Origin of the sequence: Methylobacterium sp. WL69, assembly GCF_008039485.1 — a bacterium.
Taxonomy (GTDB): domain Bacteria; phylum Pseudomonadota; class Alphaproteobacteria; order Rhizobiales; family Beijerinckiaceae; genus Methylobacterium.
The window spans coordinates 1-22165 of record NZ_VRUZ01000038.1 but is presented as its reverse complement, the minus strand read 5'-3'; the positions used below and the strand labels follow the sequence as shown (position 1 = coordinate 22165).

Below are 22165 nucleotides of genomic sequence, written 5' to 3'. Positions count from 1 at the left end.
GATCCCGGCATTAAAATGGATCAACCTCGCATTCGACACAAAGGGGCGTTTGATCGAATTAATTCTCAAAACCCCAATAAAATCAGCCGTTTATCTGACCGTGTGTCTTCGAGGCATCGCCCATATTTCCAGGTCGTCAGCCCTATATAATTCGCTGGACAGGACTTATTGCGTGAAATACAAACCCATTCGACCGCACTACCTCGGTCGAGAGCCGCCAGGGATCGAACGCTTCAGCGGAATCGCTGGCGACGCTTTCTCTGCTCCGCAAGGGAACGAACATGGCCTTAACAGCTGCACAGCTCAATTCAATTTACGAGAACGTTCTGTTCCGTCCGGCTGAGCCGGCCGCCATTGCTTTCTACGCCAACCGCACCGACGTCTCGGACGCTCAGATCCGCCAGCAGATCGAGCTGTCGCAGGAAGCCGTTGTTTTCACCAACCCGGTGGTCCGCCTGTTCGAGGCTGCCTTCAACCGCCTGCCGACCCAGGCTGACCTTCGCTTCTACGGCCTTGAGCTGAAGCAGCAGGGCTTCAACACCGAGCAGGTCGCTCAGCAGCTCGTCAGCTCCGCTGAATTCGCTGCTCGCGCCCCGGGCGGCGTTGTCACGGCTGATTTCGTGACCAACCTCTACCAGGACCTGCTGAACCGTTCGCCGTCGGCCGCTGAGATCACCTACTACACCGCCCGCACGCCCGCTCAGGTCGTCAATGGCCTTGCGAACTCCCCTGAGGCTGTTCAGGCCCAGGCTTCTGCCGTCATCACCTTCCTCGATTCCGCCGCTGTCGGCTCCCCGAGCACGGGCGACCTCGACGTGCAGTCCGGCCCGAGCGCTGGTGGCACCAACTTCGTCCTGACGACCGGCCTCGATTCCGGCGCTGCCTTTACCGGCACCGCTGCCGCCGACACGTTCAACGCTGGCGAGGGCGCTTTCACCGCCGGTGACACTCTTAACGGCGCTGGTGGTGTCGACACGCTCAACATCGCTCAGACGGCCTCGTTCGCCCTCCCGGCCGGCGCCACCGTCACCGCCATCGAGAACGTCAACATCTCGACCGCTGACGGCGCGACGCTCAACACCACGACTGGCTTCTCTGGTCTCACGACCCTGAGCACCAACACGGTCTCCGGTGCGACGCTTACTGCAGCCGGCACCACGAATGTGAACGCAACTGTTACTGGTCTCGCCCAGTCGACTGGTGCTGTCACCGTCAATGGTGGTCAGAACATCAACGTCAATGCGACCTCCACGATCACTGACGCTAACGGCGGCAATGAGATCGTCATCGGCGCAACGACGGCTCCGACCGGCACTGTCACAGTTCGCAACAGCAGCAACGCTGCCGATCAGGCTGATATCGCCATCACCGGCGGCACGGTCATCAACGTGACCGAGACCAGCACCAACGCGCTGAACAGCACCAGCACTCAGGGTGCCGTCACTGTAACCGGTACGGCTGCAACCACCGCCGTCACCATCGCGCAGGATGCCGCTGCTACCGCTTCAGCAACTGTTGCTGGTAAGGTCAACGGCGCTGTCACGATCAACGACGTCAATGCGACCTCGAACACGCTTGCTGGCTCGATCTCCGCTGTCGCTCTTGGCAGCTACGGCACCGCTTCCATCGACAGCAGCGCGCTCACCACGGTGAACCTCTCCGGCACCGGTGGTACGCTCAGCATCGGCCGCGGCGACCTGACCGCTGTTCCGACCGTCAATGTCCTGAACGTGAACCTTCAGGGTCTGACGGCGGGCATCATCACGGACTCTGAGGCTGCGCCCGATGATGGCTTCACCACCATCAACGTCAACTCTACTGCCCGCGCCTCCGTCATCGCTGGCCTGAATGCTGTCGATGCCACCACCCTGAACGTGTCCGGCGACGCTGCTGTCACCTTCACGACCAACACTCTTACCGCGCTGACGTCGGTCACCTCGACCAACACGGCCGGCCTCACCCTCGGCACCGCCATCGGCGCCGGCGTGACCTTCACCGGTGGTGCAGGTGCTGACTCCATCATCCTGACGGATGGGTTCACCAAGGCGATCACCTTGGGCGCTGGTAACGACAAGCTGACGATTATCGACACCAACGCTGACGGCATCCTCACCGGCACGGGCGGTTCGGTCGTCGCTGGCGACGGAATCGACACCATCGCTCTGACATCCGCTACTGCTGCGACTGTCAGCGCCAATGCGACGTTCAACAGCAAGTTCTCCGGTTTCGACGTCCTTGACATCGCTACTGGCGGAACCACCTCGACGATCGAACTGGCTGGCATCAATGGTGTCAACTCGGTCGTGACGCGCGGTGTTGCTGGCGGTAACACTGAGACGATCAACGGCTTCACCTCCGGTGGCACGCTGACGCTCGATGCCGCTTCGGCTGGTACGGTCGCTGCGAACGTCACGAACGCTGTGTTCAACCCCGCTGACACGTTCAACGTGGTTCTCAGCAATGCGACGGGCGGATCGAACAACTTCGGTACGGTGGTTCTCGCCGGCGTCGAGACGGTCAACCTGTCGACTGTTGATGCTGGTACTGGAACAACGAACACCGCTGCAACGGTCGACGTGCTCGCACTGAACGCTGCCAACGCAACTTCGGTCGTGCTGTCTGGTAACGACGGTCTCAACCTGACCGGTAGCACCACGACGGCGATCACCTCGTTCAATGCTTCGGGCATTGTCGCCAACAGCGCGAACGACACGGCTGACAATCTTGCCGTGACCTTCGCATCGGGCAACGCCACCACGACTGCTACGGTCAACATCACTGGTGGTGCTGGTAACGACACGCTCTCGGGCAATGCTGCTACCGACATCATCAGCGGCGGCGTCGGCAACGACATCCTCTTCGGTCGTTCGGGTGCTGACACGCTCTCCGGCGGTGACGGTAACGACACCCTTCAGGGTGACGGTATCGGCGTGGCTGCACAGCCTGCTGTTCCGGAAGTGTTCACGGCAACTCTTGTTACTGCTGCTGACACCACAACCATCGTATTCGATGGAGTTACCTTTACTGCTGCAGGCGGTAACGGCGCCACTGTTGCCTTGGCGACCACGTCGTTTGTTGCGGCTTATAACGCCGCTCCCGCCGCCACCTATACGGCTGTAGATAACGGTGGAACAGCTACGTTCACGGCGAAGGTAGCCGGTCCGTTGCCCGATGCCACAACGGCTAGCTTCACGGGTACGGCGAACGCTGGCGGTAACGAGGCCTCGGCGGTAACTGTGAACACTCAGGGTGCAGCAGTAACTCCCGCGACGATCGGTGCTGGTGGCGATACTTTCGGTGCCGATACCCTGACCGGCGGTGCTGGCAACGACACCTTCCGCTTCGTGGCTGGCAGCTCCTCAACCGCTGCAACTGACTTCATTACCGATCTCAACCTCGGTACGAATGCGGCTGGTGGCACTGTCGATATCCTCGCCTTCCAGAACAACGCTGCTGCAACTGTGGTGACCCTGACTGCTGCTAACCAGGCTGTTGTCACGGCTGGTGCGAACCTTACGTCGGCGGTTGGCATTGTTGCTGGCTTTGCTGCGGCAGACGGCAATACTGCTCAGTTCACCTACGGCACTGACACCTACATCTTCCACAACGTCGACGGTAACAACACCTACGACACTGCGGCGGACATCGTGGTGAAGGTCACCGGTCTCACCGGTACCCTCGACGCCTCGGATGTTGTGAGCATCTAAAACACTAAGAAGCCCCATCGCTCTGGCGGGACTTCTTAAATAGATGCGGCGGGCAGCGTTTACGCTGCCCGCCGTTTCCATTTTTACTCAAGCCTCTGGTCGTCGTTGGAGATCTACACTTGACAGATTGGTCGGCCGGGTATGTCACAGAGATCAACTACAGCTTTGGTTTTTACCGCGAGCTTTCGCCGTCGTTTCTTGCCTTCTCCGCTTTGGTCCGCGGCACTGACGAACCCAGTTTCAACCGCGAGCGATTGCGAGTTCTCGAACTCGGATGCGGACAGGGCGAGTCTGCTGTCATCATTGCTGCCGCACGGCCCGAGATTGATTACGTGGCCATCGACTTCAACCCTGCCCACATCGCAGGTGCCTCAAGCCTTGCGCGTAAGGCGAGCATCAAGAACCTGACGCTCCGCGAGGCAAGCTTCGCCGATATCGCGGCCGATGAAAGCTTTGGCCAGTTCGACATCATCACGCTTCACGGCATCTACACCTGGGTCTCGGAGGAGAACCGCGAGCACATCCTGAAGATTGCGCACGACAAGCTGTGCCCGGGTGGATTGCTCTACGTTTCTTACAACTGTCATCCTGGCTGGACGCCGGTGATCCCGATGCGCCGGCTGATCACGGACGTCGCGGATGCCATGCCGCGAGCCTCAGTGCCGGATCGGATCAAAGCTGGCCTCGACATTCTCCGCAAGCTCGCGGGCACGAATGTGCAGGCGGTCGCAGGGATCTCTGGTCTTAAAGAGCGCATCGAGCGCATCAGTGCGATGCCGTTGAACTATGTCGCACATGAGTATCTCAATTCACACTGGACCATCTTCCATTCAGCTGATGTTGCCGTCGAGATGGGCCGGGCCAAGCTTTCCTACGTAGCTTCGGCAAACGTCTGGGATGTGGTGGATGCGTTGAATTTCACTCCCGAACAGCAGCAGCTTATTGTCGATCAGCATGATCCTAGCCTACGAGAAACCTTGCGCGACATCATTACGAATCAGCAGTTTCGCAGGGACATCTTCATACGTGGTCCGATACCACTACGTGGCGATGAGGGCCGCGAACGCTGGCTCGACCTTAGGCTAGCCCTGACAACGCGTGCCCAAGACGTGCCGCGCAAGATCAAGGGCCCGATCGGTGAGGTCACCCTTCACGCACCGACCTATGACCCCGTACTTGAGGCACTGTCTGCAGGTCCGTGTACGATGCGGGATCTAATCAGCCTGCCAGCTATCGCAGCTCTCAGCAGCGCCAGTCTTCAGCAAGCCATTACTATCTTGATCGGCATGAACGTTTTGGCGCCAGCGCTTCCAGTCGCAAACGAGGCTACGCGGGTGAAGCGCACGGAGGTGCTGAATGGGGTATTCCTCGAACGCGCGCGGTTCTCGACAGATCATAACTTCCTCGCCTCACCAGTGATTGGCGCCGGCGTCTCGGTTGACCGCATCAACCAGCTCATCCTGCTATCCCAGCGTAAAAAGGCTGATCCGGTCCACTTCATGTGGGGTATTCTTAGTGCGCAGGGGCAGAAGTTGGTGAAGGAGGGCAAGGCGCTCGAGACCGAAGCGGAAAACTTGTCCGAGTTGGAAATGCGTGTGGCCAGCTTCAATGAGAAGGTCGCGCCTGTGTTGAAACAGCTTAAAGTCTGGTGAGCGCAGGAGCTGTCATGGTTGACGTTTGGCACCGGCGGGAAGAGCGAAAGGCATCCTCGTGACCACAGACATCCGGCCCGTCTCACGCAGCCGCCATGCGAACTTTCGCTGGCAGCCTTACAGTGATTACCGGTTTACGGCAGACACTGTGGTGGCCCCGCTAGCGGCAGCCGAGATAAGCCAGGCCGCGCTCATTTTCCCGCTGGCCTTCATTGAGCAGGAGGGCAGATGGGCTCTCGTTGCCGTGCTTGGGCTCCAGGTGAATCAGAATCTTTTTGTCGATGAGTCAGGTGCGTGGCTCGGCCGATACGTGCCGGCGAAGTTTCGCGCGCATCCCTTTTCGATCGATTCTCAGGTTGCCGGTGAACCCACCTTTTGTGTCGATGAAGCAAGCAGGCTCGTCACTGAGGGCGGGGATGGTCAGGCATTCTTCGACGAGACCGGAAAGATGAGTCCCAATCTGGAGCAGGTGTGGAGTTTCCTGTCTGAGATCGCGCGAGGTGAAGGAGTTTTGGCGGAAGCCTGCATGGTGCTTGCCAATGCCGGCGTCATCGAGCCCTGGCCGATCACTCTCCAAAGTGAGCAGGGGCTTCAACAGGTTGTCGGCCTCCACCGAATCAACGAACTCGCCCTAAACGGACTCGATGACTCGGCGTACAATACTTTACGCCGCAGAAGCGTGCTCGGGGTCGCTTATGCCCAGCTTCTATCGATCGCCAACTTCACCAATCTTGGTGGACTCGCGCAGGCGCGTGCTCAGGCCGAGGCTGCTGCGCGAGCCCGGGCCGAGGTAAAGCCGATGATCGCTCTTCCCGAGGACAACACCATCGACTGGGACTGGAGCAAGATCGGTCGGTAGCCGTATCGATCTGCGGGCCTGCCACGTTTATCGTCGAGCTTTCGCCGTGAGCGGGCGCCGCACCGCCTACCTTTTGAAGCCGAACGGATTCATGACAGCCACACTTCCCATCGTCGCAACGAACCTTCGGTTCGCCTACAACGACACCGAGGATCGGTTGACCGTTCTGGCGACCGACGCTCAGAGCCAGGGCGTTCATGTCGCCCTGACGCGTCGGCTGACGGAACGGCTCGTCAACGGCCTGGCGCAGATGCTGGAGCAATCCAGCGCCCTGGCCGTCAAGGCCCCGGCGGAGATGCGGGACGACATCATCCTGATGGAGCACCAGGATGCGCTCTACGGACACGGGCAGGCGGCGGCGGATCCGGGGACCGGCGACGCCCTGCCGGACCTGCGGGCGCCGCGTCTGGTCACCGCCATCGACGTCAACGTCACGCCGGCGACCTTCGAAGTGAGGGTGCGGGATGCCCAAACGCCGCTCATCGCCCTCAGCCTCGGCCGCCTCGACGTTCACCGCCTCGTCGAGGCCCTGAGCCAGCGCGCCGAGGCCGCCGGATGGCACATCCCCGTCAGCGCGGCGTGGCTGGAGCCCGGGCAAACGCAGATCGTCCTCAACTAATGGAACTACGACGTGCGGCAAAGCCGGATGCTATGGCGCTCTCTACGCATCCAGCTGGTGCAGTGAGTTCCTAAATATTAAAACTTACGGCCTAAGGTGGAAATAGAAGTTGTCCGATTTCACCTAATAAGTTCAATTTTCTCATCTGAGTATGGTTCCGCCGTTGACATGCGCTTGTTCGTGTTTCAGGCTTGCTTGGAGACAATGCTGTACGGGCTTGACCTGAATTGAGATGCTGAGCAATGCCTTCCAATCCCCAGAAACGTTCCTCGCTTGAGACACAGGAGCTCCGCCGCGATGCCGGCAGGCTCCTGAAGTACCTCCGTGAGAAGGCGGGGTATTCGCAGAGAGGGTTTGCAGCGGAAATCGCGGCATCGGACTACACCTTCGTCTCACAAATCGAGACAGGGCGCGCTCGCGTTCCACCGGACCAAGTCCGCGTCTGGGCAAAGGTCCTCGGACTGGAAGCCCGTGAGTTCGCGCTCATGCTCATGCGCTTCTACGATAAAGAAACCTTCGCAATTATCTTCGAGGGCGAACCAGGGATTTTCGACGGAAGCTCATTTTCAGAACTTCTGGAGGCGAATCTAGGTGCGAAGTCGGATGGCAGTGGGACGATGGCGGAAACGCCGCCCGCTCTATATGTTGTTGGTCCTGAGGCTAAATAGTCAAATGTCTAGGAAATGCTTTAACTGCTGTTTTCTATTAGAACTAGTAGATTCCGAATTGCTCTGCATACCTTGTAGCGCTCGCTTCCGGCTGTAGCCATAAAAAGTCCCGCCGTGGCGCGAGCAATGTGGGCAAAGACGATGATGGACAGCGGTACCAGCGGGAGGAGCCGTCGCTTGTTGCGCTCAGCGCACTCGGCGCCAAACAATATCTTCAACCTGCCCCGTAGCCGCCTTCTCTGTTCGTCGGGTGGTGGCTCGGAGAATAGTCGTCGTAGCCTCCCGTCTCCGGTCCCTGGTCATTCGTCGGCGCGACTTGTCCAGGCGATGTCGGGCCAGCTTCTGCGGGATCATCGCTGACCCTGGGTTCGACAAGCGACTTACCCTTCGCCGGTATGTCGAGGCCAGCTGGCGACGTCTTCTCGGTCGAGGCCATCGAAGTGTTCCCTCTGCGGGTTATGCAGATGAATCGTGGGTCGGGCTGTTGGTTCCGTGCCGAACTAGATTCGACTGTGACCAGCAAACGCACGCCGGACTTCCTACCGGCCCAAACGTTGAAACCGCTTGGGATCGATCCGGGCGGATAAATGCTGCGATTGCGTTCGGATCAGGATGCCAGCTCAGTTGCAGAATCTGTCGGAGCGACAGGCAGCTTCATCAGCGTTTTTCCGGCTGCGTCACGGATGATCACAATCCACATGGGCTTTCAGTGCCTCCGGTGTGCATTCGGCCCCGTACTCGATGATGAGCCGAGCCACGACATAGGAGCCGGCCCGGCCGCACGGGGCGCACGCGATCCGCACTCGACCCCCCAGGACATCTCCAAGACGTTCCACCAGAGTTCACACGCCTGCAACCGCACCCTAGTACAAACCATGAACAGAGCGATCTTCTCGGTCAAGCTGCGGCGGCTGGACCCCCCTGGTATGCGGCAGGACGACGCACTTCTCACTGTCCAACTAACTCGCTTCCGAAAGGGTAAGTTCGAGACGGCCATAAAAAAAAGCGTTACGAGTCAGCGTGTTGGGCGAACCTAGTTATAATATCAGGTATAAATTAGTTAGCTTGAACTAGCTCTGAAGCATCGGTGGCGTGACGAGTCATGGGTTGTCTTGCGATCCCAAGTGAATGGTCCATCTTCCGGTTGTCGCCGCACCGAAAGGTCCAAATGAACACTCGCCCAGTCCTTCCGCCCCGTGCTGCCGCCGACATGCTTGGCATCTCGTTGTCCACCCTCAACCGGCTCCGCTTGTCCGGTCGCTTGCCTCCCCCGATCCGTCTGTCTGAGCGGCGGATCGCCTGGCGCCTCGCCGACCTCGAAACCTTCCTCTCCGACCGCACCACCGCCTGATCCATCCACGGAAAGAGAACCAAATGCGCACCACCAAGACCGCCGCTGCACGCCCCTCCCGTCGCATCTCCATCGAACCGCCGTCTGTCGCGGAACACAGGTGGCAGTGTGAACTCCTCGTTTTCCTCAGGAACAGCGCCGCACCTGTCGGCCTGATGGTCGAAAAGTCCGCAGATGGATTCCTGCACCTGTTCGCACGCGACACTGGCAAATTGATAGCTGGAACAGCAACTCACGGTGTTCCGATGGCTGAGATTTGGCAGGGTATCGAGCTCGCTAACGAAATAATCGATAGTGCAGTCGATGCCGCCGACCCCTGGGATGACATCCCTTTTTGAAATGAAACCCCGCAGATAACCCCCCTTTGTTTGCTCTACTCCCCCTAGAACGAGAGCCTAAGTTGACAAAGCACCGGACTTGTGGTACGTTTAGCGCACACTGACAATATTGCATTGAAGCCGTCTCGGGGACACTCGGGGCGGCTTTCTGTTTTCAAGGATTCACATTGCGTCACACCGCCATCCGCCTGCCTGTTCATCTCTACGATGAAATCTCGAAACTTGCCGTGGAGCGTGGCCTGAGCGTTTCAACGTTCATCCGATCGCAACTTGCGGCGAACATCAATCATCCCACTGACATCCACCGAAAGTAAAACCCATGGCTGGACGCCGACCCATCTTTCCGAACGAGAAGACTTTCGAGATGAAGCTTCTTCTCAGTGAAGACATCCGAAACCGGCTCAGAGAGGTCGCCGCAACAGTCGGTTTGGAGCCATCCACCTATGTTCGTAGCCTAATCTTCACCCATTTGAACCGCATGAAAACCTGATTGCCCACAATGTCCGAACAAACAGCACTTAAAAAGCTTGCCGCCAAGGTTGCCCGAGCCGAGATTGTCAAGCGGAAACCTATCGACATTGAACTCATCGAGACTCTGATTTCGAGTCAGATCGTGGTGACTGCCGAGGGCGATATCGTTGCCGCCGACGAGACTGGTAGCCCGCGTGTTGGGAAGGGGCCAAATTTTACGGTCTCTGTGTCCGAACTCTTGGACGAGGTACAGGCGTCTAGGCCGAGCCTGTTTACCGCCGCCGTCACGAAGAAAGACGCTCCTGTCTCGTCGGGAAAGAACCCGTTTATCAAGGGGCCTGACTATTCCATTACAAACCAAATGATTTTGTATCGCACCGACCCGGCCAAGGCAGATCATATGGCCTCAGAGGCCGGAATTTGCTTCAAGGATATTAAGTAAATGTCAAACTTTAGTTCCCCAAGCGGCTGGCGTGACCGCCTCAAGCGCTCGAAAGAGAAGCAAGTCGCACGTGACGACATGGCGGATATTCGGGCTCAACGGGCCAAGCTTGCTGAGGATGCCAGAGCCGAGGGCGAGAAGCAGGCGAGGGCAACGGAAGCAGCGCTGAAAACCTCGCGGTGTGCCTGTCCGGTTTGCGACTCGGGGTATGTGACGGTTGAGGTTGCTGAACGCATCTATCGTGCCCTTGCTCGACTGCCCTATGACAGCAAGCCCGATCTGGCCGTGATCGAGGCGCTGGTCGCTGCCGCGAACGGAACCGCTGCGCCGGGAACTGCACGCTACCCTGTGATCCCGGCTGGCGCGAAGGGTCTGAGGCGGATCGATCTGGACGAGGCCGAGACTGCGCCGGCTTCCAAGCCCAAGCTCAGGGCCACGACCGAAGGCCGAGACGGTTCGCTGATTGACGTCTGAGATGATGGAAGCATTCGAGTTCACGGCGTCATTATTGTTGCCGAGCTTGGCGGTCTTCGCGCTGGCCTTCAGTACGGCGTGACGATCAATCATGGACGAGTGCCTGAATGCCTAGGGGTAGGCCAAGGCGCTCGTCCTGATTTTTAAGGCCGCCGATCACCTGATAGTATCTCTTTGGCATTGGACCATAGGTAATACATAAGGACAGTGTCTCGTCCATGGATGGAGATAGACGGACTGGCAATCACACCACATGGACCTCGGTGGATATGGGAAAGCCCGGATCGTTGGAATAGATAGACACAGCGGAGTCGGTAAAAAGTCAGTCGCTGGTCTACCGACGAGAGACAAAAAGAGTATTTATATTTTACGTGCTCTCCAGACACAGAAAAGCCCCGTCCCACTACGGAACGAGGCCAATGCGGTCATGAACTATATTGCAGGATAGCGCGGAATTACCTCGGCATTTGCACTATATTACATGATTACGCCGCGCGCTTCAGGATGCGTGAAACCGTCATGGCCTCCCATGAGCCACCGCGAGCCGTCTGGACGTTTCTGGCGTTCAGTTCTGCCGCGATCCCAGCGAGAGTCGTGACGCCCTGAGACCTGATAACCTCGATGAGGGGGCGGACGTTCCTTGCGAACGCGTCGGCGCTCGTCCGGTTCGCCTGCGCACCCATGGCGGAGGCTTCCGACAGGTTCGTCCGGTTTCCGAGAATGCCCTTGCCGACCTTGCCAGCTAGAGCCGCCTTGGTTCGTGCGGCGATCATGGCGCGCTCTTTCTGCCCAAGCGCAGCATAGATGTGAAGCATAAAGGGGTCCGCATCGATCCCGAGTTCGGTGACGATGAAGGGAACTCTCTGGCTCATCAGTCCGGCGATAAAAGCAACATCGCGGCTCAAGCGATCAAGCTTTGCCACGATCACATGGGCCTTCCGCTTGCGAGCCGTCGCCAGGGCAGCACGGAGTCCCGGCCGACGCTCCAATGCGTCCGCACCCGAGCCCGACGCGACTTCCTCGACTTCTTCGACAATCTCAAATCCGTTGGCGGCAGCAAAGTCTGAGATAGCCCGACGCTGTGCATCGAGACCCAAGCCACTTTTCCCCTGCGCTCCTGTGCTGACCCGAACGTAGGCGATGACCGGGCGGAGGGTGCTGGCGGTGGTCATGATGGCTCCTGAGGCGTCCTAACGCTTCCTGATAACAAGAGCATATGAGCGTTTGGGGTTGTTACGCAAGCGAATTCTCAGTCGTCGCCAAACAAAACGACAGTGCGCCGCACACCATCCAAGCACACGCTGACGGATCGAACGCCTCGCCCCGATCATACACCGACAAATATCTGACGTGCCCTGTAATTCTGCGCCGGTTTGCGTGAGGGTGGTATCTTTTTTGTGACGGGTAGGGGGGTGGGTCACCGGAAGCCCCTATAATATATATCAAAATCCGCTCCCAATTACTTAGAATCACCTTCCTGACGGCCGTCCTCGACCATGGACGAGAGAAAACCTTTTGTAAGTTTCAAATTCGACTTGTGGGTTATCAAAAATCCGCTCCGATTTTCCTTTCGAGAACATAAGAATGTCAAATGGCAGACGACAATATCAAACTCGGCATTGAACTAGACGTACACGCCAGCGGTGAAGAACTAATAAATAGGCTCAATTCTGGTCTCAAAACCATGGAGGCACGACTCCGTTCGATTTCGTCTCAAATGCGCGGCGTCGCCCGTGGCTCATCGGGTCCTGGCCGAGACGAACCGATGAAGGGTGCCAACGCCGAGTTGAAGGCGAAGCGAGACGCGAACGCCCTGGATCGCGGGGCCATGACCGAACTGCGGAAGCGGTGGACCTTCGAATCCCGGATGGCGGCACAGCGGGTTCGCCAGGACCGGGAGGTGACTCGCGAGTTTCAGGACCGCATGCGAATTCAGCGAGTCAACGAGTCGGAAACGGCCAAGAATTTGAAGGCTCAATCTCAGGCCGATGCTCGGCTGTTCCGGGATCGGATGACCTTCACGAACAGCATGTTTCGCCAGAGGGAGCGCGAACGCGCAGCGCAGTCGCGAGACGAGGCGTCGGCCGCTCGGGAGGGCATCCGCCTGGATCGCTACCGCATGACACTCCGCGAACGCGAGGAACGGCGCCTCGACCGTGAAGTGCGACGCATGGATTCCGAACGGGCGAAGGGCTGGTCGCAAGTGTCGTCGGGTGCCCGATCGGCCGGTGAAGGCTCACGGCGATCCATGGTCGGCGCTGGAGTCATAACTGCCGCCACCGCTGCCACCGCAGGATCGGCCGCACGTCGTGGCATTAGTACCCGGATGGAGGTCGACACGGCCGAAACAAATCTTAGGATTTTCTCCGGACAGACCAACGACCAAATCAAAGCGGCCCGCAAAGGTTTCCTCGACAACGAAGCCATCCGCAACGGTCTCGGCATCAAGGGTGGTCTCGACGCGTATTCAGAAGTGCTCAAGACTGGCATGGCGAGTCCAGCCGAAAACACCAAGACGATCATGCGTGCGGTCTCAGCGCTTGAGCTTGATCTAAAGGATACCACAAAACTTGCAGGACTTATCGATAGGAACTACGGCGCTTCCTCAACACCTGCCAAGATTAAGTCCGCCCTTAACGCAATTGCCGTAGCCGCAAGGGAAGATCCCACACAGTCAAACGAAATCGTTGAAGGTGTAAAGCGCTCGTTCGGCGCTCTTTCGACAGGTAATCTCACGCCGGAACAGTTGACGGCCATGGTCTCTGGCGGTCAGTCCGTTGGTATTCAGCCTGGGAAAGCTGGTACTTTCGTCGCTACCATGGCGAAGCAGCTTTCCATGGGCTCATCCAAGTTCCTCGGCAAGAAGAACCGTGCCGAACTCGACTTTGCTGCACGGGAACTCGGCTTCGGCAACTCCCGGAGTCTTGCGCAAACGTATAGCAAAGACAGCTACGGAACGATGATGAGCGTGCACGAGAACTTGGCGGCGATGGAAGCCGCCAAGCGAACTCAGGTGGCGGAAGCTTTTTATGGAAGGCAGTGGTCTGATGAGGGGCTTCAGATGGCCCAGGGCGTCGGTGGTGTTCGCAAGACATTTGGCGAAATATCGGACGGTAAGAACTCGAACTTTCTGGACGAGGCAGCCCGCCAGCGTTCGGAATCATTGCTTGGTCAATGGAACAGCACCAAGTCAATATTTAACATGTTTTGGGATGCGTTCGGTTCCGGCTTCGAAGATATACTCACATCGATCAATAAGTACTTCCTCGATCTGAATTCATCGTTCGACTACGACAAGATCAAATCTTACGTCGTTTCTTTCTTCGACGGGGTTAAGGATGCCCTAGGCGTCAAGACTTGGACCGAACTACTCCAAAACACCTTCGGTGGCAATCTCGGAAACTACGGACAGCAAATCCGTGAGTTCGCCCGTGGGTTCACCGAAGGTGTTCTCGCCATTGTTCGGTCTATTCGTTCGGTCTTTACGGCTTTCGCTGGATCGAATGCTTCAGCAGAACAAATCGGGAACTGGACCGGTAAGTTCCTAGCCTTCGCGGCGGCTTGCATTGTCTCGGCACCGGCTATCGCTGTATTGACCGGTCTAGCCACAGCGATCGCGGGATTGGCAACCGTAGCGCTTGCGTCCTGGCGGATTCTACGTGCGGCTGGCGTCGTCGGGGCGACAGGTCTTGGATCAAATCCCAAGGCTCCCACTTCGACTCCGGGATCAGGGGCGGTCGGGCGGCTTGGTGGTCTCGGCATCGCCGGTGCGGCGGCTGGGTTTGCCGGAAGCGCCTCACTCTCGAAAGGCGAATCCGATGCGCTTTCCCGCCGCCTGGGGGAGTGGGCGAAGGATCGCGAGAAGCAGTCAGTCCCCCCATCCGCGGTAGATGAATTGCGGGAGGCCATTCAAGATAACACGTTGCTCCATCGGCAATCGTTCGAACAGGAAAAGAGCCTCGGCGGCCTGATTCATCGGGCAAGCCTGTCCGGTGAAGCCGTGCGATCTTCCCTCCAGGGTCCGGCTCGATCCGTGATGTCTGGAACTCTCGGCACGGTCGGGGCACTAAACGGCGGTCCGCTCTCGAACTCGACGCCAGGATCGGCTCTCGGTCCGACAGGCTTGGGCGGACGGGGCATCATCGGAGGCCGTGGCGCTGCACCAGGTGGCGGTGGTGGCTTTGGCGGCGGTGGGACGGGAACCATCCTGAAAGGTGAGGCCGTTGGCAACGCCAAGATTGCCTATGACTTCTTTAGATCAAAAGGCCTTTCGCACGAAGCGGCGAGTGGTATTCTTGGCAAAATGAAGCATGAGTCCAACTTCAACCCGAATGCTCGGGGTGATGGCGGAAAAGCTCACGGCCTGTTCCAGCATCACGCTGATCGTCGTGCCGCTATCCTTCGTGGGTCCGGTGTCGATATGTCAAACGCTTCGGTTCAAGATCAGTTGAAGGGTGTCTGGTGGGAGATGAACCACGGTGATGCCGGTGCACAAAGGGCTCTCAGAGACCTGAAGACTCCAGGCATTACAGCGGGTCAAGCTGGACACACCTTCGGCAAGAACTTCGAACGTCCGGCAGAGCAGCACCTTCGTTGGCGCGGTAAGGCTGGCGAAGAAATGGCTGTCACTATGGCAGGCGGAGGTGGCTCTGGTGGTGGCGGTGGTGCGGCTGTCCCTGGTAAAAGCTCTGACGTTGCTGGTCGGATCAATGCTCTCCGTGCGTCTGGTGCGATCACCAACGAGCAGTGTGTTGCTCTGGCAAAAGCCTACGTAGGTGTTTCTGGATCGGTGACCTCATGGCGGAAGGGTGACGCAGCACAGGCTGGCACTCTCAAGCCTGGAACGCCTATCGCCACATTCTTGAACCGCAATGGATCTCAGTCCGATCGCTACGCTGGCGGTGGTACGGGAACCATGGGTGCCGGAACCGATCATGCCGCAGTCTTTACCGGATACATTCGGGACAAGAACGGCAACATCACCGGCATGAACGTCGCCGAACAGTACAAGGGCTCCGGTGGCGTAAAGAGCAAGCAGTACAACTTCGGCAGCGGCTTCGGTGAGAAGAACGCCTCGAACTACAATGCCATCAAGGGGCCTGACGGGAGCTATCTCGGCGGCAAGAACAACCCCATGAATGGCAGTGGTGAGGCATTGGCTCAGCAAGAAACCTTGCGGTCCTCTGGATGGAAAAAAGCCGGAGACTCGAGTCTTGGATCGAGTGACGAACTGAAGTCGAGCGGATGGCAAAAGGGCCTTGGCGCTAATGCTCCGCTGGGTGGCGGCGTCCCCTTGAAGGGTTCCAATATTCAGTCGGCAAGCTCTGGCATGGGTCGTGGCGGTGGCGGCGGTAGTGCTGGCGGTTCGCCGATCAGCATCACCATGAATCACCAGGGCTCCGATCCGCAGGCAATAGCCAATGCCGTACAGCGAAGACTCCAAGACTCCATGAACCGACGCAGCCATGACTTGGACCCTTCGTCCATCTCAGGCATCGGCTAGCCCAAACACCTAACATCATAGCAACAGTCGGGATTGTCCTCGTCCAGGGGTGATCCCGGCTGTCCTTTTTCATCTCAATCTCAGATTTGATCTTATGCCCGCAGGCTATATACCCACATTCGCCGTCAAAGTTGCCGGATCAGACGTCACCAATAGGTTCGCTGATCGACTCCTAGGGATCGTCATCGAGCTTTCATCGGGAGGTGGCGCTGGCGACTCGATGGAGATTGTAATCGATGATCGGGGCTTCAATATAGCGGAACCCCAGGTGAAAGACAGGCTTGACATTTACCTCGGCTATGAGGGCGTCGGCCTAGAATTTATGGGATCGTTCGAAGTCAATTCGGTGAGATACAGCTTCCCTCCACGAACAATCACAGTTCGCGGTACTACGGCATCTGGACTCAATGACCTAAAGACTCAGTCCGTGCAGTCGTTTGAGGGAAAAACCATCGAACAAATCCTGGCCGAGGCTGGTTCCAAGATCGGCATGAAGGTCAAAGTCCATCCTTCGATTGCAGATCAGAAGATTCCATTTCTCAACTCGACCACTTCGTTTGGGAGTCTAATCGCCAAGCTGGAGTCGCAATACGATGCCGTCGCCAAAATCGCTGATGGTAGACTGACTCTAACGCCAAGGTCGGGCGGCTCTTCAGTCTCAGGCTTTTCCATGCCGACCTACGTATTGCGAGACTACAGTTTCTCGGACCTTGAGGTCACGAAAGAGACCAGAGGCGAATTCGCGAAGTCTGTAGCCTCGTATCGAGACAAGGATACCAATAAAACCGAAACCGTCGACGCGAAATCAGCCCTGGAAGCCCTCGACTCAACTGCCGCCCATACCATCGGCAAGCTCTTCAACACCAAAGAGGAAGCCGAGGCGGCAGCAAAGTCGGCTCAGGCACAGTTGGATCGCTCAGGCGAAAAGATCAGCGCCACTCTTGCGGAGGGTGATCCGTGGGTGCGTGACGGCCAGAGGATTGTCGTCAGCGGCATTCGGTCGGGTATTGATGGATCGTACACTCTGGATATTGTTCGCCACACCTATGCCAAGGGCTCGGGTATTCGCACGGCATTCTCCGGGACTGGCGGAGTCAACGGTCTAGCGGCCGAGTTTCAGGCGTCAACGGCATCGTCGGCATCCGAGGGGTCCTTCATCGCCCCAGGTCCCAACGAATTCTTTGGTCATTTCGTGCCGGAAGCGTCGAATCTGCTGGATCGCTCGTTCGGCGCTGTGCCCTCAATGGTCGGATCACCACCCCCAGCCATGCAGTGAGTGCATAGCTCAAGGTCCAAAACGACCGATCCATGCAAGACCATGCGTCGGACACCTGCTGGACATGAAGTCAAGCAAAAACTTTCTGTCCGATTCGACAAATCGAAGATTCGGGTGTAGAGTTCTCGGATCGGGACAGCAGAGTCCCAAAGGATTTTCGCCGCTTCGAGTTATCGAGGCAGAGTTAGTTTGGTAAGTTAGCTGTAATTAGGAGGGGCAACCCTCCAGTCCGTATCCTTCGCGGGGAGCTTCGGACTAGAGGGCTGTGTAGTTAGTATGTCTAACGATAACACGAAAAGTTTAAACCGGCAAGTGCGTCGGCCGTCCCTGGGGTTCCAGGAAGTCCAACGTCGGAAGAAGCTTCACGCTGTTCTAAGGGATGTCAGGACCGCCCTGGACGTTGCTGGACCTGACGCGGACGCTCAGCGTCTGGCGGTCGCCGATCTTGTCGCCCACGCAGTCATCGAGGTCGCAATCCTCGACCGCGAGACCGACTCAGAGGCGCAAGCGGGGGTGTATCAGAGCCTCCTGGCGGTCGCCATTGACTGTGATGACGCGCCCTGGGAGGCCATTGCCCGGTGGAATCGCCTCGCCCCGACACCGATCGCGGCATTCTCCGCTGCCTGGAACGATCATCTCGACCGGGCGGAACGCAATAGCGAGTCCAGGCACCATCACCTGAAGCTTGTCGATCTGGCCGAAATCAGCGCAGGGCTGGGTCTCACACGTAAGAAGACTCGCGAAATCTTCGGCGATGCGAAATGTTCGTTGCCTCCCGTCAAGGTTCGTGCGGGGCGCGTCTCGCCTGAAGATCGCAAGTGGCTCCGGGGTGTTGCGGGTGAACTCGGGGTGTCGCGTGAGCGCGTCGTCGACGTGTTCATTGCGCACGGCCGGGCGGGCGTGGACGATTTGATCGTTAAACAAGCTGCGGCCGAGCCGTCGTGGTGGCGTGCGTTCGGCATCGCATCACCGAAGAGCGGGAGGCCGACTGATCCCGATTGTTTCACCTTGGAGGTTCGCAAGGTAGCTAAGCAATTCCGAATGGCCGAACGCACGATTTGGAGGAAGATCAAGTCGATCCGCGCTGAAGGTCCGATCGAATCTGAGGAATGGGCATCCGACGACATGGTCGTTCTCTGCCGCGTCGTCGAAGAGCTGGCACCAAAGCGTCACCGCAGGGTCTATTCTAGGGCCGACACGAAGATTGTGGTCGAGTGGATGACGGCCGTGGAGGGCAAAGCTCCGACAAGCGACAGGATGAAGAAGTGGCGCAAGCGCGGGCTTTGGCAAAGAAAGGTTTCGACAGCACGCGCGTGGTCGCTGTTGCAGAATATTTGCTCGAACGAAACCGAAGATTCTGCTATCGTGCCGAAGATTGCTTTCGCCTTTAGGGGGGTTTCTGATGTCCCAGCAATTGGACCTTTTCGGAACGTCGAGGACGGTCGTTCACGCGACGTCAGCGAGACCGCCCCGGAAGCTGAGGCGCTTGCCGATGGTCGCTGAAGATGACGATGGCGCAATCGTTTCCGCTGCCCGGCCAGTTGTATGCGAGGGCGACGCGCGAATTGCGGCACGCGAGGTCGAGGCGATTCTGCGGCAGGCGTTCACTTTTCCTGAAGCGCTGGATCAAAAGGTCACAAACGCATCGGCGAAAATAGCGGCGCGGCTGCTCGTGCACTGCCACCAAATAAACGAACTGTTCTATGCCGACGCGCGGGGGTCCGCGTAGGGTCAGAAGTGACACGACAGAGACGACCAAGGGCGGCTTCAGGGCCGTCTTTTTTTGTCCCCATGTCAGCGCGATTCCGGAATTTCAGCGCCTTCCACTGTCCCCGTGTCAGTGGAATGTTGTCACGTTTGCAGTGAAATTCCACGCAGAATTCCGGAATTTCAGCCCCTTCGCTTGTCCCCCATGTCAGTGGAAGTCCGTCCCCTTTGTCAGTGAAATTCACAAGCACGATTCCGGAATTTCAGCCTTTTTTCCAGACTGACCCGCATCTTCCGTTTCACCAAAACGCCAGTGTGTTTGACGGCCATCACGCTCGCCCCGCTCGCTCCCCAGCATCACCGACACAAAGAAGAATCTCGTCCAGGGGTGAACCTTGAGACGGCCAGCGATCCCCTCAAGACCACCGCATCCTGGGGGTTCTCTTCTCAGCCACGGGGTTGATGGACGAAAGGCACGCGCCACCCGGAAGATTGTTCCCGGCCGACAGTCCATGTCTTCCTGGCCGAGAAGCTGAACCTCTCAACACACGCGACGCCTATCAATAGCTCACCGCACGACCCGCGCGCCGGTCCATCACCGATCCGCACGCGAGGCGGCCAACTGCCCACCGTCCGAGCTTGACCGACTGTTCAACCATCCACCGCAAGATAGGGCGACACAGAGAACCAGCATGACCCGATCCGTATCCCTTGCACCACACACCCGCCACGACCTGGACGACGCCGCTCTCGGCCTCTCAGGGGACCCCCTCGACCAGATCAGGGCCGAATTTCTGATCCGCGCCACGCTCGCGAGACGTTCTACGATTTTGCCAGGGGACGTGGTTTCGATCACACGCGTCGCTGCCCCGGCCGACGATGAAGCCGCCGAAATTCGCATCGACACTGTGGATCGGGAATTCGAGCGACGGATAACTCGTCAACGTTTCGACGCCTGACCACCAGACGAGGTTTGCTGCGCCCCAAAGCAAACCCTGCCGACCCCGCGTTGCATTCCTGCAATCGCCTCAGAAGCCCGTAGAGGCCCCTCGATAGGTTTTCTGGTACAATCCCGCCCTGAACCGCTGTCGGCCGCTGGCGACCCCTCCAGGGCCAAAATATTCACACGAGGGTATTCACACCGGTCTCTACAATGACCGCGAGATGTTTGTGTGGTATTGTTAGGTTGTTATCCAAGCACGGCGCCCTGTCCCCCTATCAGTCCCCCGATCAGAGACATCAAGTGAATACGAACGAAGAAGCCATTGAGGCCGTGACCGTCCGTATCGATCCCCTCATGGCTGAGATGGTGGAGTCCATCCGCGTTGACTGGCGGTGTAAGTCGACCGAAGACACCGTAGATCAGCTTTTGCTGCTTGCAATTGCCGCGACGAGGGCTGTAGCGCCTGTTGGAGTCGTGCGCTAATGTATCGAGCCGATTACTTCTCGCCGAAGAGGAACGTCACCTTCCTCATTCGTGAAGATCAGCTTGCTTGGCTGGACGATCTTCAGAGGGAGTCTTTAGAAGATACGGTTCCGAGTCGCTCGTCGACGCTTCGGCGTTGCATCGATTTACTGAGGACGATGATTTCTGAGGAACACGATCGGAAGGCTGCTGAAGACGAAGAGTTGAGCGGCTAACTTTGGAAGTTGCGGCTCTCGGCATCTCCTGGGGTCCGGAGAAATTCCAGGCTTTTGACATGGGTCATTGTTCCCTGAAGCGGTGTTTTCCGCGTTCAAGGTCCGGGCTCTTGCCCAAATCGCCCGCCTGGAGTTCGGGGGCTAGTCACAGTGGCACCACACGGGCCGGGCTGTTTCCTCAGGTGATAATACCCGAAACCGCAGGACGTTCCAGAACTAAATTTGAATAACTGACAATCGGGCTGACTGGTAGCCGATTTAGAACCGAAGCGAGGCCCGGCCCTTGAACAAATGGATGACACCGCTTCCGTTTAGAAGCTCAAATTCAACTTCATATGGTATATCTATAATTCGACCAGATTCGATATCTGAAAACTGAAGCGCCATGCGGCTCACGCTGGAAGCTCGTGCAGCCCCCACCACTCGAAGACCAAATTTATACTCCGCCGGGTCTTTTCCCGGGGCCACACCTTCAAGTGTAGTCTTCGGTCGGATGACGCATAGGTCATCGCGCTCCACGGCCGCCTCTATGACGGCACTGTCGATTGCATCACGGACAGAGGACGAGTTCGGAACAAGCGCGATGTTTGCGGGGTGATGGATGCGAACCTCATGCATCACGAGCGCATGCCGATTATAATTTCTGCACACCACTCGGCAATTCTCAGCCGAAGAGCGCTCGTGCAGCCGTTCGATGTGGAAGGTCGGTTTTATGTCCCCGTGAGCGGCGTCAGCTTGGCGCCTCGCCTGCCGGGCTTGTAGGCTGGAGAATAAAGCAGCGAGGACCGAGACCGCCGCCGCCGTGAGTGCGATCCAATTCGCCGCATCCATCATGTCGTCCTCCTTGCCCGATCGGGGGAGCGAGCCACCGCACCACTCTCACGAAAACGCGATATCGCTACCCGTCTTCGTAACGGGGCGCGGCCCTGAATTCGTGAGGATTCTGCTTTCTGGAAAGCAGCCCGACCCCCGTCAAATCCGATCCGGCACGGTGTCGAATGGCCGAATCGACCTGCACCCCCGCGACATTCTGCCCACCGATCGACGCATGTTTCCGAAGGGCGTCCGCTTACCAGAAAGCGCGATCCCCCTCCGTCTGCTTTCCAGGCGCTTTCTACAGGGGGTTTCTAGAAAGCAGACCGACCAACGAAGAAGGGGCTGGCCTGAGCCAACCCCTTGCAAACGTTAGGCAATTTGATGGTACCACCGCCCCGGCTCGAACGGGGGACCCCCAGATCCACAATCTGGTGCTCTAACCAACTGAGCTACGGCGGCACTGAGGGGGCTGTATCGCGAGCCGGAGCGCTTTTCAAGCGCCGGCTGCGCATCGGGGCCGGGAGAATGTGCGGACGGGCCGGCGGCGGACGCGCGGGAAACGGATCGACGCCCCGGAACGGCCCCCCTAAACCGAACCGGTCCGCCCGCCCGCCTCCCTCACGACCGGCCCCGATGAACGC

At 58.2% G+C, this 22165-nt stretch carries 15 protein-coding genes and 1 tRNA gene; 13 read left to right on the top strand and 3 right to left on the bottom strand.

The annotated features are described in order from the left end of the window. The first annotated feature begins 281 nt into the window (after positions 1-281). The 8 genes from FV218_RS12355 to FV218_RS12315 all read left to right on the top strand — a co-directional run bounded on the left by FV218_RS12355 (position 282) and on the right by FV218_RS12315 (position 10581). Entirely contained in the window at positions 282-3707 is a 3426-nt protein-coding gene (locus tag FV218_RS12355) for a DUF4214 domain-containing protein (RefSeq protein ID WP_147709935.1), read from the top strand. A 119-nt stretch (positions 3708-3826) separates the two neighbouring features. Further along, on the top strand, positions 3827-5359 hold the full coding sequence (locus FV218_RS12350) for a class I SAM-dependent methyltransferase (protein WP_147709934.1): 1533 nt from the start codon (positions 3827-3829) through the stop codon (positions 5357-5359). Positions 5360-5417: 58 nt separating this feature from the next. Continuing rightward, on the top strand, positions 5418-6218 hold the full coding sequence (locus FV218_RS12345; RefSeq protein ID WP_187273040.1) for a SapC family protein: 801 nt from the start codon (positions 5418-5420) through the stop codon (positions 6216-6218). 91 nt (positions 6219-6309) lie between these two features. Continuing rightward, positions 6310-6837 carry a hypothetical protein gene (locus FV218_RS12340; protein WP_147709932.1) on the top strand — a complete coding sequence of 176 codons (528 nt, stop codon included), beginning with the start codon at positions 6310-6312 and terminating at the stop codon, positions 6835-6837. Between the two features lie 242 nt (positions 6838-7079). Further along, a complete protein-coding gene (locus FV218_RS12335; RefSeq protein WP_147709931.1) occupies positions 7080-7505 on the top strand; it encodes a helix-turn-helix transcriptional regulator in 426 nt (141 codons plus the stop codon). Positions 7506-8879: 1374 nt separating this feature from the next. Next, a complete protein-coding gene (locus FV218_RS12325; RefSeq protein WP_147709929.1) occupies positions 8880-9194 on the top strand; it encodes a hypothetical protein in 315 nt (104 codons plus the stop codon). A gap of 499 nt (positions 9195-9693) precedes the next feature. Continuing rightward, entirely contained in the window at positions 9694-10107 is a 414-nt protein-coding gene (locus tag FV218_RS12320) for a hypothetical protein (protein WP_147709928.1), read from the top strand. Continuing rightward, on the top strand, positions 10108-10581 hold the full coding sequence (locus tag FV218_RS12315; protein ID WP_147709927.1) for a hypothetical protein: 474 nt from the start codon (positions 10108-10110) through the stop codon (positions 10579-10581). A gap of 485 nt (positions 10582-11066) precedes the next feature. On the opposite strand, the gene FV218_RS12310 is transcribed toward FV218_RS12315, so the two are convergent. Next, on the bottom strand, positions 11067-11753 hold the full coding sequence (locus FV218_RS12310; protein ID WP_147709926.1) for a recombinase family protein: 687 nt from the start codon (positions 11751-11753) through the stop codon (positions 11067-11069). A gap of 593 nt (positions 11754-12346) precedes the next feature. On the opposite strand from FV218_RS12310, the gene FV218_RS12305 reads away from it, so the two are divergent. The 5 genes from FV218_RS12305 (at position 12347) to FV218_RS12285 (ending at position 20026) form a co-directional block, all read left to right on the top strand. Then, positions 12347-16084, top strand: a complete 3738-nt coding sequence (locus FV218_RS12305; protein WP_187273038.1) for a phage tail tip lysozyme — start codon at positions 12347-12349, stop codon at positions 16082-16084. Positions 16085-16178: 94 nt separating this feature from the next. Continuing rightward, a complete protein-coding gene (locus tag FV218_RS12300; RefSeq protein ID WP_147709924.1) occupies positions 16179-17360 on the top strand; it encodes a hypothetical protein in 1182 nt (393 codons plus the stop codon). Positions 17361-17636: 276 nt separating this feature from the next. Then, a complete protein-coding gene (locus tag FV218_RS12295; RefSeq protein ID WP_147709923.1) occupies positions 17637-18863 on the top strand; it encodes a hypothetical protein in 1227 nt (408 codons plus the stop codon). After that, positions 18853-19089, top strand: coding sequence for a hypothetical protein (locus tag FV218_RS12290; RefSeq protein WP_147709922.1), 237 nt, complete (start codon positions 18853-18855; stop codon positions 19087-19089). Before FV218_RS12295 ends, FV218_RS12290 begins: the two co-directional genes overlap by 11 nt. 670 nt (positions 19090-19759) lie before the next feature. Beyond that, a complete protein-coding gene (locus tag FV218_RS12285) occupies positions 19760-20026 on the top strand; it encodes a hypothetical protein (protein WP_147709921.1) in 267 nt (88 codons plus the stop codon). Between the two features lie 940 nt (positions 20027-20966). Here FV218_RS12285 and FV218_RS12280 read toward each other — a convergent pair. Beyond that, a complete protein-coding gene (locus FV218_RS12280; RefSeq protein WP_147709920.1) occupies positions 20967-21542 on the bottom strand; it encodes a hypothetical protein in 576 nt (191 codons plus the stop codon). A 364-nt stretch (positions 21543-21906) separates the two neighbouring features. After that, a tRNA-His gene (locus FV218_RS12275) sits at positions 21907-21983 on the bottom strand. Positions 21984-22165 lie beyond the last annotated feature (182 nt).

Bases quoted from the DNA above. Each gene is read 5' to 3' on its own strand.
- FV218_RS12300 (WP_147709924.1), top strand. From the start codon at position 16,179: ATGCCCGCAGGCTATATACCCACATTCGCCGTCAAAGTTGCCGGATCA.
- FV218_RS12320 (WP_147709928.1), top strand. From the start codon at position 9,694: ATGTCCGAACAAACAGCACTTAAAAAGCTTGCCGCCAAGGTTGCCCGA.
- FV218_RS12335 (WP_147709931.1), top strand. From the start codon at position 7,080: ATGCCTTCCAATCCCCAGAAACGTTCCTCGCTTGAGACACAGGAGCTC.
- FV218_RS12355 (WP_147709935.1), top strand. From the start codon at position 282: ATGGCCTTAACAGCTGCACAGCTCAATTCAATTTACGAGAACGTTCTG.
- FV218_RS12295 (WP_147709923.1), top strand. From the start codon at position 17,637: ATGTCTAACGATAACACGAAAAGTTTAAACCGGCAAGTGCGTCGGCCG.
- FV218_RS12290 (WP_147709922.1), top strand. From the start codon at position 18,853: ATGGTCGCTGAAGATGACGATGGCGCAATCGTTTCCGCTGCCCGGCCA.
- FV218_RS12280 (WP_147709920.1), bottom strand. From the start codon at position 21,542: ATGATGGATGCGGCGAATTGGATCGCACTCACGGCGGCGGCGGTCTCG.
- FV218_RS12315 (WP_147709927.1), top strand. From the start codon at position 10,108: ATGTCAAACTTTAGTTCCCCAAGCGGCTGGCGTGACCGCCTCAAGCGC.
- FV218_RS12310 (WP_147709926.1), bottom strand. From the start codon at position 11,753: ATGACCACCGCCAGCACCCTCCGCCCGGTCATCGCCTACGTTCGGGTC.
- FV218_RS12305 (WP_187273038.1), top strand. From the start codon at position 12,347: ATGAAGGGTGCCAACGCCGAGTTGAAGGCGAAGCGAGACGCGAACGCC.
- FV218_RS12340 (WP_147709932.1), top strand. From the start codon at position 6,310: ATGACAGCCACACTTCCCATCGTCGCAACGAACCTTCGGTTCGCCTAC.
- FV218_RS12285 (WP_147709921.1), top strand. From the start codon at position 19,760: ATGACCCGATCCGTATCCCTTGCACCACACACCCGCCACGACCTGGAC.
- FV218_RS12325 (WP_147709929.1), top strand. From the start codon at position 8,880: ATGCGCACCACCAAGACCGCCGCTGCACGCCCCTCCCGTCGCATCTCC.